General features: G+C 62.3%; 10 protein-coding genes. 4 read left to right on the top strand and 6 right to left on the bottom strand.

Going from position 1 to position 10,286, the window contains the following annotated elements; genetic code table 11:
* Positions 1-393: 393 nt before the first annotated feature.
* Genes WD767_19970 through WD767_19960 form a run of 3 tightly spaced genes read left to right on the top strand, consistent with a single transcriptional unit; the run spans position 394 to position 2,113 of the window.
* On the top strand, positions 394-1,389 hold the full coding sequence (locus tag WD767_19970) for a TauD/TfdA family dioxygenase (GenBank protein MEX2618368.1): 996 nt from the start codon (positions 394-396) through the stop codon (positions 1,387-1,389).
* Positions 1,390-1,406: 17 nt separating this feature from the next.
* Positions 1,407-1,604, top strand: coding sequence for an SOS response-associated peptidase family protein (locus tag WD767_19965; GenBank protein MEX2618367.1), 198 nt, complete (start codon positions 1,407-1,409; stop codon positions 1,602-1,604).
* Positions 1,565-2,113: an SOS response-associated peptidase gene (locus WD767_19960; GenBank protein ID MEX2618366.1), complete on the top strand. Its 549-nt coding sequence runs from the start codon at positions 1,565-1,567 to the stop codon at positions 2,111-2,113. The genes WD767_19965 and WD767_19960 overlap by 40 nt, the downstream gene beginning before the upstream one ends.
* A gap of 7 nt (positions 2,114-2,120) precedes the next feature.
* Here WD767_19960 and WD767_19955 read toward each other — a convergent pair whose 3' ends face one another.
* From WD767_19955 to WD767_19935, 5 genes are all read right to left on the bottom strand, one after another.
* A complete protein-coding gene (locus WD767_19955; GenBank protein ID MEX2618365.1) occupies positions 2,121-2,870 on the bottom strand; it encodes an amino acid ABC transporter ATP-binding protein in 750 nt (249 codons plus the stop codon).
* A 51-nt stretch (positions 2,871-2,921) separates the two neighbouring features.
* Positions 2,922-4,019 carry an amino acid ABC transporter permease gene (locus tag WD767_19950; protein MEX2618364.1) on the bottom strand — a complete coding sequence of 366 codons (1,098 nt, stop codon included), beginning with the start codon at positions 4,017-4,019 and terminating at the stop codon, positions 2,922-2,924.
* An 11-nt stretch (positions 4,020-4,030) separates the two neighbouring features.
* Entirely contained in the window at positions 4,031-5,227 is a 1,197-nt protein-coding gene (locus WD767_19945; protein MEX2618363.1) for an amino acid ABC transporter permease, read from the bottom strand.
* 113 nt (positions 5,228-5,340) lie between these two features.
* Complete coding sequence (locus WD767_19940; GenBank protein MEX2618362.1) at positions 5,341-6,357, bottom strand: amino acid ABC transporter substrate-binding protein; 1,017 nt, start codon at positions 6,355-6,357, stop codon at positions 5,341-5,343.
* Between the two features lie 154 nt (positions 6,358-6,511).
* Complete coding sequence (locus WD767_19935) at positions 6,512-8,050, bottom strand: carboxyl transferase domain-containing protein (protein ID MEX2618361.1); 1,539 nt, start codon at positions 8,048-8,050, stop codon at positions 6,512-6,514.
* 95 nt (positions 8,051-8,145) lie between these two features.
* On the opposite strand from WD767_19935, the gene WD767_19930 reads away from it, so the two are divergent.
* Positions 8,146-9,021, top strand: a complete 876-nt coding sequence (locus tag WD767_19930; protein ID MEX2618360.1) for a 3-hydroxyacyl-CoA dehydrogenase family protein — start codon at positions 8,146-8,148, stop codon at positions 9,019-9,021.
* On the opposite strand, the gene WD767_19925 is transcribed toward WD767_19930, so the two are convergent.
* A complete protein-coding gene (locus WD767_19925; GenBank protein MEX2618359.1) occupies positions 9,018-10,220 on the bottom strand; it encodes a CaiB/BaiF CoA-transferase family protein in 1,203 nt (400 codons plus the stop codon). The two genes, WD767_19930 and WD767_19925, sit on opposite strands and share 4 nt — an antisense overlap.
* Positions 10,221-10,286: the final 66 nt, after the last annotated feature.

Here is a 10,286-nt window from a genome sequence, read left to right as displayed (position 1 = left end):
TCCCGCTTCGCTTGCACCGCCGGCGCTCGCGGCGAGGGCGGTCACCTCCTCACCTCGATCCTCTCCTCCTCAAGGAGGCGAGGAGGTAAATCGCGGGGCACGCCGCGTGCGGCTCCTTCTCCTCCGGGGGGGCTGAATCTTCCCAAAAGAAGATTCAGGTCGGGATGAGGAGGGACGGCGGGACGTTGTTAAATTCGGATGCCAACAAATGCCAATAAAAGCCGATCAACCGACAGTTTTTTCCGGACGCGGCCGGCGTCGATGTTAACCGATGTTAATCGATGATAACAATTTCAGGTTTTTACCGCGCCGCCCGAACGTGGAATTGTTGACCGGGTCCGGGCCGGGCGGTAGCGTTCGGGGAGCCCGGAGACGCCACAGGCGGAGCGAACGATGGATTCGACGGATACGGTGACCCCGCGCATGCTGCGCGAGATCGACAACAGCCCGATTGCCTGGACCAATGACGCGCTGGCGCCGGATGCGGGCGTCGTGCCGGTGTCGGATGCCTGCCGCGACGAATTGCTGGCGACGGCCGACCTGCTGGACGCCAACCCGCTGCCGCTGCTGTCGCTGCGCCCGGGCGATTTCGAAATGCCGGCCTGCCGCGCGATGATGGCCGGCGTGCGCGAGACCCTGCGCACCGGGATCGGCTTTGTCATTATCGACCGGTTGCCCATCGAGGCGATGTCGCGGGAAACCGCGACGAAGCTGTACTGGCTGCTGGGAAACATGGTCGACCAGGCGGTGGCCCAGAAATGGGACGGGCTGATGACCTATGGCGTGCAGGATACGGGCAGGAAGAACACGCCCGGCAATGGCGTGCGCTCCTCGGTCACCAATTCGGGGCAGGATTACCACACCGACAACGCCTTCAACACGCCGCCGGATTACGTCGCGCTGTTCTGCCTGCGGACGGCGATGAGGGGCGGGATCAGCGGTATCGTCAGTTTCCAGACCGCGCATAACCGGTTGCTGGAGCGGTCGCCGGACCTGCTGGAACGGCTGTACCGGCCCTATTGCATGGACCGGCAGGCGGAGTATGCGCCGGACGACCCGAACAAATTCAGCCGCGTGCCGGTGTTCAGCTATGACGGGGAACGCCTGTTCACCCGGTTTTCCGACTGGCTGATCAAGGCGGGCCATGTCGTGGCGGGGGAGGCGCTGGACGACCCTGGCCGCGCGGCGCTCGATGCGCTGGTCGGGGTTATCAACGAGCCGGGCATGGGCCGCGAGTTCGAATTCCAGCCGGGCCAGATCCAGATCCTCGACAACCGCCGCATCGGCCATCGCCGCACGGCGTTCGAGGACTGGCCGGAACCGGAACGGCGCCGCCACCTCGTGCGGCTCTGGTTCCGCCGCGAGGGCCGGCCCTTCTATCACGGCTGAGGGGGCCGTGAGCTGATATGTGCGGGCGCTACACCCTGACCACGCCGCTGGAAGGCATGCGGCAGCTTTTCGGGATCGATGCGATGCCGAACCTGGCGGCGCGCTATAATATCGCGCCGACCCAGCCGGTCGTGGTCATTCGCCGGGGCGAATCGGGGCGGCGCGAACTGACCATATGCGCTGGGGGCTGGTGCCATCCTGGGCGAAGGATGTGAATGCCGGGCCGCTGCTGATCAATGCGCGGGCCGATACGGTCGCGGACAAGCCGTCCTTCCGCAACGCCTTCCGCCGGCGGCGCTGCCTGATCCCGGCGGACGGGTTCTATGAATGGCGGGCGCAACCCACCGGGCCGAAGCAGCCGATGCGGATCGCCCTGCCGGGCAATGCCCTGTTCGCCTTTGCCGGGATATGGGAGCACTGGCAGGCGGCGGAGGGCAGCGAGCTGGAATCCTGCGCCATCGTGACGACCGATGCGAACGCGCAGCTGTATGACATCCACACCCGCATGCCGGTGATCCTCGGGCCGGAATCCTACGACATCTGGCTCAACGCGGATGCGGAGGCGGCGGCGATGCTGATGCATCCCCATGACGGCGAGATGGCGGCCTGGCCGGTGTCGCGGGATGTGAACAGCGTGCGCAATGACGGACCGGAACTCTGGGCGGAAGCCGGCGCCCCCGCGCCGCCGGCGCCGGTGAAGGGGGAGCAGCTGGACCTGCTCTGATGCCGCGTCAGTGGGACAGGATCTGGCTGAGGAACAGTTTCGTGCGCTCGGATTCCGGGTTGTTGAAGAATTCCTCGGGTTCGTTCTGTTCGATGATTTCGCCGCCATCCATCAGGATGACGCGGTTGGCGATCTTGCGGGCGAACCCCATTTCATGGGTCACGCAGATCATCGTCATCCCGGTTTCGGCCAGTTCGACCATGACGTCCAGCACCTCGGAAATCATCTCGGGGTCCAGCGCCGAGGTCGGTTCGTCGAACAGCATGATCCTGGGATTCATGCAGAGCGACCGGGCGATGGCGACCCGCTGCTGCTGGCCGCCGGACAACTGGGCCGGGTATTTCAGCGCCTGTTCGGGAATCCTGACCCGCTCCAGGTATTCCATGGCGGCTGCTTCGGCCTCCGCCCTCGGTGTCTTGAGCACCCAGATCGGCGCCAGGGTCAGGTTTTCCAGCACGGTGAGATGGGGGAAGAGGTTGAACTGCTGGAACACCATGCCGACATTGCGGCGGACCGCGTCGATGCCTTTCAGGTCGCTGGTGAGTTCGACACCGTTGATGACGATCTGGCCCTGCTGGTGCTCCTCCAGCCGGTTCATGCAGCGGATCAGGGTCGATTTTCCCGAACCGGACGGGCCGCAGATGACAATGCGCTCGCCGGTATAGACGGTCAGGTTGATATCCTTCAGCACATGGAAATCGCCATACCACTTGTGCATGCCGATCACCTGGATCGCCACGTCGTCGCCGACGGCCATGGGTTTGCTTTGCGGAATGTCTGTGTTCACGGGCATGGTGCGTGCTCCCGACTATTGGCGGTCGGTATCGAACCGGCGCTCCAGGCGCAGGCTGTACCGGGACATGCCGAAGCAGATCAGAAAGTATACGGCGGCGGCGAAAACGTAACCTTCGGTGGATGTGCCGAGCCAGTTCTGGTGCGTCGTGGCGGACTGGATGATGCTCAGGAAGTCGAGCAGCCCGATCACCAGCACCAGCGTGGTATCCTTGAACAACCCGATGAAGGTGTTGACGATCCCGGGAATGACGATCTTGAGCGCCTGGGGCAGGATGACGAGGCCCATCATCTTCCAGTAGCTGAGGCCCATCGCCTGGGCCGCCTCGTACTGGCCCTTGGGGATGGCCTGCAGCCCGCCGCGGACGACTTCCGCCATATAGGCCGCCGCGAACAGCGACATCACGATCAGGGTGCGCAGCACCTTGTCGAAATTGGTGCCGGGCGGCAGGAAGAGCGGCAGCATGACCGACCCCATGAACAGGACGGTGATCAGCGGCACGCCCCGCCACAGTTCGATGAAGGCGACACAGATGACGCGCACAATGGGCATATCCGACCGGCGGCCCAGCGCGAAGACGATCCCCAGCGGCAGGGATACCACGATGGTCACGGTGGCCAGCACCATGGTCAGCATCAGCCCGCCCCATTGCGCCGTATCGACGACTTCAAGGCCGAAGCCGCCGTGGAACAGGACGAAGGCGATGAAGGGATAAAGCAGGAAGACGAAAGCCGCGAGGTACTTCTTGCCCGGTACGCCCTCGATCAGCAGCGGGATCGCGGCACAGAACAGCAGCAGGAATCCGAGATCGATCCGCCAGCGCTGGTCGTGGGGAAAGAAGCCGTAGATGAACTGGTCGAAGCGGACCCGGATCATCGCCCAGCAGGCGCCGCCGCTGGTGCAGTCCCGGTATGTTTCGCCGCTGATATCGGCCGACAGGATGGCCCAGTCCACAAAGGGCGGGATGACCGTGTACAGGAAATAGACCGCCAGCAGCGTCAGCAGCGAGTTGAGCCAGGTCGAGAACAGGTTTTGCCGCAGCCAGGCGATGGCGCCGACCTGACGGGACGGCGGCGGCAGGTCCGGATGCGACTTGGTTCTCACAAACGCCATATCCGCCATGCCTAACGCTCCACCAGCGCGATACGCCTGTTGTACCAGTTCATGAACATCGAGATGAGCAGGCTGACCGCCAGATAAAACGCCATGGTGATGGCGATGATCTCGATGGCCTGGCCAGCCTGGTTGAGCGAGGTGCCGGCGAAGACCGCGACGATTTCCGCGCCGCCGATGGCGACCGCCAGCGACGAATTCTTCGTCAGGTTCAGGTACTGGCTGGTCAAGGGCGGAACGATAACCCGCAGCGCCTGGGGGATGATAACCAGCCGCAATGTCGGACCGGGCCGCAGTCCCAGTGCATGCGCGGCCTCCGACTGTCCGCGATTGATGGCCTGGATTCCGGCGCGGACGATTTCGGCGATGAAGGCACCGGTATAGAGGCTCAGCCCCAGCACCAGGGCGGCGAATTCCGGCAGAATGATCATGCCGCCGCGCAAGCCGAAGCGGTTCTGCTGCGGGTGCTCGAATTCGAGCGGAAAGCCGGCGACGGCCGCGGTGATCAGCGGCAGCGCGATCAGCAGCCCGGCCGACACCGGAAATACAGGGAACTGCTGTCCCGTTGCATCCTGCCGGCGGCGCGCCCAGCGGTTTACGGCAAAGACGAGGACGACGGCTAGCGTGACGGCGACGGGAATGGCCCAGAAGCCCGGCTGCGGGAGCGGCAGCGGGCCGAACAACCCCTCGATATTCAGGAAGAATGTGTCGAACAGGGAAATGCTTTCCCGTTTGCTCGGCAGGCTTCCAAGGACCGCGACATACCAGAACAGGAGTTGGAGAAGCAGCGGAATATTGCGCAGCGTTTCCACATAGCAATAAGCGAGCCTGGAGACCAGCCAGTTCGGCGACAGCCGCAGAATCCCGACGATGAAGCCGACAACCGTCGCCAGGATTATTCCGGTAAAAGCGACGAGAAGCGTATTGAGGATTCCGACGATCAGCACGGTGCCGTGCGTCGCGGTCGCGGGATCGTATTTCAAAAAAGGCGACATGCCGACATCGAAACCGGCCGGCGCACTCAGAAACGAAAAGCCGGACGCAATGCCGCGCCGTTCCAGATTTTCGGCGGTATTGTTTATGAAATAGGCGGCAAACAGCGTGAGAATGACAACGACAATGGCCTGATAAAGGATGGCGCGTGTTTTTGGATCGTTCCAGATGCTGGGGCGCCGCACGGTCCCTTGGGTATCGCTGCCGATAGCCATTATTACTCCTGTTCCGGGGCATGCGCGCGACGGTTGTACCGGGTGCCACCGTCACGCCGCCGTGTCAAAACGAGATCAGCCGGCGCGAGCGCCGGCTGATTTGTTCTGCCTTCTTACCGGAACGGCGGGGCGTACATAATACCGCCCGCGGTCCAGAGCGCGTTGATGCCACGCTCCAGTTGCAGCGGCGTATTTACGCCGACATGGCGTTCGTAGACCTCGCTGTAGTTCCCGACCTGCTTGATGATGTTGTAGGCCCAGTCGTCGGGAACACCCAACTGCTTGCCCATTTCACCCTCAACACCCAGAAAACGGCGGATTTCCGGATTCGCCGAGGTTTTCATGCTGTCGAGATTGTCGGAGGTGATGCCCAATTCTTCACCAATGACGAGTGCGAAGAGCGCCCAGCGGACGACATCGCCCCATTCGGACTGACCGTGGCGGATCGACGGCCCGAGCGGTTCCTTGGAGATGACTTCCGGCAGGACCATGTGTTCGTCCGGGGCCTTCAGCAGTGAACGCTGCGCCGCAAGACCGGATCGGTCGGTGGTGTATACGTCGCACCGGCCGGCATCATAGGCGACCCGAATTTCATCGGCCTTTTCAAAGACAACGGAAGTGAATTGCATGTTGTTGGTGCGGAAGTAATCCGCGAGGTTCAATTCGGTCGTCGTCCCGGTCTGGATGCAGACGGAAGCGCCGTCCAGTTCCTTGGCACTCTTGATACCCAGTTCCTTGCGGATCATGAAGCCCTGACCGTCATAGTAGTTCACCCCGATGAATTCGAGGCCCAGATTGACGTCGCGCGTCAGGGTCCACGTGGTATTCGCGGAGAGCACGTCGATTTCGCCCGATTGCAGCGCGGTGAAGCGTTCCTTTGTCGTCAGCGGCGTAAATTTGACCTTTTCGGCATCGCCAAAGACGGCGGCGGCCACGGCGCGGCAGACATCGACATCGAAGCCTTCCCACTTACCCTGGTCGTTCGGCGCGGAAAATCCCGCCAGGCCGGTACTGACTCCGCACTGGATAAAACCCTTCGCCTTTACATCGTCAAGCAGGTTCGCCTGGGCGCTTCCCGCAAACGCCATGGTGGCTGTTGCCGCTGCGATAACTACTGATCGTACTCTCATCTCCCTGTCCTCCGGTTCTGTCGCAAAGTGTTTCCCCCTTTTTGCGTGTCGCCAATTAGAACAGTAATCGGGGAAAACGCCAAACACTGTACAGTGAAGGTTGGTTGCTGCATTGCAGCAACCAACCTTCACGCATTAATGGTAATCTGTCAATTCAGGTAATGCTGGTCGGCCAGGTACGCATCAGGTGCTCGCCGACGCCGTTTGTCCGGCGCATGGTGTGGACATCCAGCATATTGATGACATGCTGTCGGGTCTCCTGGGGCGCAATGACGTCCTGCGCCTCATACATGGCCGCCAGTTCCCAGGGGGCGGCGTCGCGGGCGAGTTGCTCCACCCGCCTTGCGTATTCCTCGGGATCGTCCTCCCTTTTGATCCCGTAGACCACGTTCACCGCCGTATTCGGATCCATGAACCCGACATCGGCGGTCGGCCACAGGGCGAACTCGTCGGAATTCTTGTTGCCGCCCATGTTGACATAGGCCTGCCCGTAGCTCTTGCGCAGCACGATGGTGATCTTGGGCACGGTGCAGAGCGACTGGGCGTTCATCCAGTTGATGATCTTGCCGGGGGCCGCCTTTCGTTCGCCGTCGACCCCGATCAGGAACCCGGGAACATCCACCAGCATGACGATGGGAATATTGAAGGAATCGCAGAATACAAGGAAACTCGCCGCCTTGGCGCAGGCGTCCGGATCCGCGGCGCCGCCCTTGTAGAGGGGATTGTTGGCGAGGAATCCGACCGTCCGGCCGTCAACCCGGGCCAGCGCGGTCAGGATCGACCGGCCATAGCGCGGCTTCATTTCGAACACGCTGTCGCGGTCGGCGATGACCTCCACGACGTGGCGCATGTTGTAGACCTTCTGCCGCTCGATCGGGACAATGTCGGTGATGCGCTCGATGGCATCGTTCGACCCCTGCGGCACAGGGACAACCGGCGGCGCCTCCATATTGTGGGCGGGCAGGTAGGAAAGGAAGCGCTTGCAGAGGTCGATAGCTTCCTCGTCCGTATCGACGGCGGTATCGACCAGTCCGCTGGTCGCGGTATGCATCTTCCAGCCGCCAAGTTCCTCGTTCGTGACCGGTTGGTTGATGGCGAGCGAGGTCACGCGGCTGCTCGCCACCGCCATGGTCGCGCCTTTGCGCATGACGACGAAGTCGGACATGCATGCATACCAGGTCGAGGAACCGTAGCAGTCGCCTAGCTGCGCCGTTACCCAGGGGGTTTCGCGCATGCGCCGGTATTCATAGGGATCCTGCGCCATGATGGCGCGGCCCTGCGCCCCCATCCGGTCGGGCATGCGGGAGCCCGAAGATTCGCCCAGCCATACCAGCGGCATGCCCCGCTGCGTGGCGACATTCTTGATATGTTTCATTTTTTTCAGGTTGTTCAGCGCGCTTGAGGCGCCGAGCACGGAAAAATCGTTTGAAACACAGCCGGTCCAGCGGCCATCGATCTTGCCATACCCGGCAATCTTGCCGTCGGCTGGCGTTCTGTCTCGTACCTCGGGGCGCGCCGATTGCGCCATCATGCCGGATTCGACGAAGGTGCCTTTGTCGAACAGGTAATCCAGTCTTTGGCGGGCGTCGAGCAGGCCTTCGTTTCGCCGACGTTCAAGGACCTCGGGCTTGCCCATTTTCAGGACCCTGGCCCGCCGTTCTTCCAGGTCCCGGTTTATATCTTCGTATGACATTCTAAGTTTCCCTTTGTTTTCTCTTCCTGAACTCGACGAATTCGATATCGGGGATGATACTGTCTTGCGGAGCAACGGTAAAATGGGGGGGCAAGATGGAAATCGGAACGGCAGTCGTGGTCGGGTCCGGCACGATGGGGCGGGGGATCGTCAACAGCTTTGCGCGCGGCGGCCATGACGTGACGCTTGTCAGCCGCGATCCGTCGAAGGTGCCGCCCTTCGACCGGGACAATATCCGCGTTCTCGACGCTTTGCCGCATATGGCGCCGGATTTCATTATCGAGTCCGTTCCCGAGGATATCGACCTCAAGCATGCGCTGATTGCGGAAATCGAGGCGCGTTACGGCCATGGTCCGATCATCGCAACGAATACGTCGTCGCTGCCGCTTGAGGAAATGGCGGCGCGGATGGCGCATCCCGACCGGTTCATTGGCGTCCACTACATGCAGCCGGCCGACGCGCTGCCGCTGGTCGAGGTTATCCGCGCCGCCGCCACCCGTGATGATGTGCTGGAATCCGTGCGGGCGGCCCTGCTGCGCAACGGGCAGGGCGCGCTGGTGCTCAACCGCCCCGTCGCCGGATTCCTGATCAATCGCATCCAGCACGCCATGATGCATGAAGCGCTGGCGATGATCGAGGACGGTTTGTGCACGGTGGAGGATATCGATGCGGTTGTTCGCCGTATGCTGGGCCCGCGTATGAGCATTACCGGCCTGATGCTGCAGAAGGATCTCAGCGGATTGCAGACGACGGCCGCAACCCACCGCAGCGTCGTTCCGGACCTGTACCACACGAGGACGCCGGTGAAACTGCTGCAGGACTTGGTTGCGGCGGGGCATCTCGGGGCATCGACCGGAGAAGGCTTCTATGACTGGCGTGGCCGGGATACCGAGGCATACAAGCGCGCCGCGGCGCGCAAGCTGGCGCGGTTGCTGCAATATCTGGAAGATGATGAACCGCTGCCGTCCTAATCGGCAATGACGGTTTTCCCCGCCGCCCTGAGCGCCGCAATCTCAGCCTCGCCGTAGCCTAGTTCCATGAGAATTTCACGGCTGTGTTCGCCGATTTTCGGCGGCTGCATGCGCAGGCGGAAGTCGTGGTCGCCAATCTCGACCGGCAGGCGCGGAATTTTCGTGCCCGGGGCGCCGGGCAGGTCGAGACTCAGCATGCGCCCGTTGGCGTTGAGCTGCGGATCGTCGGTCAGGTCTTCGGGTTTTGACACGGGCGCGAAAGGTATCTTGATATCTTCGCAGATTTGCGACATTTCCGCCTTGGTGAATCGTTTCATGATATCGGCAACGATAGGCAGGGTCCGGGCGCGTTCCCGCACCCGTCCCTCGTTTGTCGCCAGCGTCGGGTCGTCGAGCAGGTCCTGGCGGTCGAACCGTTCGCAGAACCAGCGCCAGTGATTGTCGCTGGTGATGCCGATAAAAATCATTTCACCGTCGGCGGTCGCGAAGGTTTCGTAAATGCCCCAGGCGCCGACCCGGCCCGGCATCGGCGGGGAAGGGGTGTGGGTCACGGCGCTGCCGATCATGTGCTGCATCATCAGGAAGGCCGTGGATTCGAACAGGGCGCTTTTGACGAACTGGCCTTCGCCGGTGCTTTCGCGTTCGCGAAGTGCCGCCTGGATGCCGACGACCGCGAAGGTGCCGCCCATGATATCGATCACCGAGGATCCCGCCCGCAGGGGCCTGCCCGGCGGGCCGGTCATATAGGCGAGACCCGCCATGTACTGCACGACCTCGTCCAGCGCCGGACGGTTTTCATACGGGCCGCTGAGGAAGCCTTTCAGCGAGCAATAGACGATGCGGGGATTGATTCGCCTGCAGTCGTCATACCCGACGCCAAGCTTTTCCACCGTACCCGGCGCATAGTTTTCGATGACCACATCGGCGGTTTCGATCAGCCGGAGCGCTGCGGCACGGCCTTCGTCACTTTTCACGTCGATGGCGAAGCCGCGCTTGTTGCGATTGAAGGCGCCGAAGAATCCGGCGGCGAATCCGAGCAGCTTGCGGGTCTTGTCGCCGGCCGGGGCAGGCTCCACCTTGATCACATCCGCGCCGAGATCGGCCATGATCAGTCCGGCGCAGGGACCCATGATTGTCTGGCAGAACTCCACGACCCTGATGCCATGAAGCGGCAGGGGACGGGCATCGGTGGTGGTCATCGGGGCGTACTCCATGTGCTTCCGGTATCCGGTGTATCGCATGTCTGGCAAAATTCAACGGTCGCG

It is taken from the genome of Alphaproteobacteria bacterium (assembly GCA_040905865.1).
GTDB lineage: Bacteria > Pseudomonadota > Alphaproteobacteria > UBA8366.
Note: the sequence above shows the minus strand (reverse complement) of the source record. Positions and strands in the feature narration are given on the sequence as shown.

Bases quoted from the DNA above. Each gene is read 5' to 3' on its own strand.
- WD767_19970 (MEX2618368.1), top strand. From the start codon at position 394: ATGGATTCGACGGATACGGTGACCCCGCGCATGCTGCGCGAGATCGAC.
- WD767_19965 (MEX2618367.1), top strand. From the start codon at position 1,407: ATGTGCGGGCGCTACACCCTGACCACGCCGCTGGAAGGCATGCGGCAG.
- WD767_19960 (MEX2618366.1), top strand. From the start codon at position 1,565: ATGCGCTGGGGGCTGGTGCCATCCTGGGCGAAGGATGTGAATGCCGGG.
- WD767_19955 (MEX2618365.1), bottom strand. From the start codon at position 2,870: ATGGCCGTCGGCGACGACGTGGCGATCCAGGTGATCGGCATGCACAAG.
- WD767_19950 (MEX2618364.1), bottom strand. From the start codon at position 4,019: ATGGCGTTTGTGAGAACCAAGTCGCATCCGGACCTGCCGCCGCCGTCC.
- WD767_19945 (MEX2618363.1), bottom strand. From the start codon at position 5,227: ATGGCTATCGGCAGCGATACCCAAGGGACCGTGCGGCGCCCCAGCATC.
- WD767_19940 (MEX2618362.1), bottom strand. From the start codon at position 6,357: ATGAGAGTACGATCAGTAGTTATCGCAGCGGCAACAGCCACCATGGCG.
- WD767_19935 (MEX2618361.1), bottom strand. From the start codon at position 8,050: ATGTCATACGAAGATATAAACCGGGACCTGGAAGAACGGCGGGCCAGG.
- WD767_19930 (MEX2618360.1), top strand. From the start codon at position 8,146: ATGGAAATCGGAACGGCAGTCGTGGTCGGGTCCGGCACGATGGGGCGG.
- WD767_19925 (MEX2618359.1), bottom strand. From the start codon at position 10,220: ATGACCACCACCGATGCCCGTCCCCTGCCGCTTCATGGCATCAGGGTC.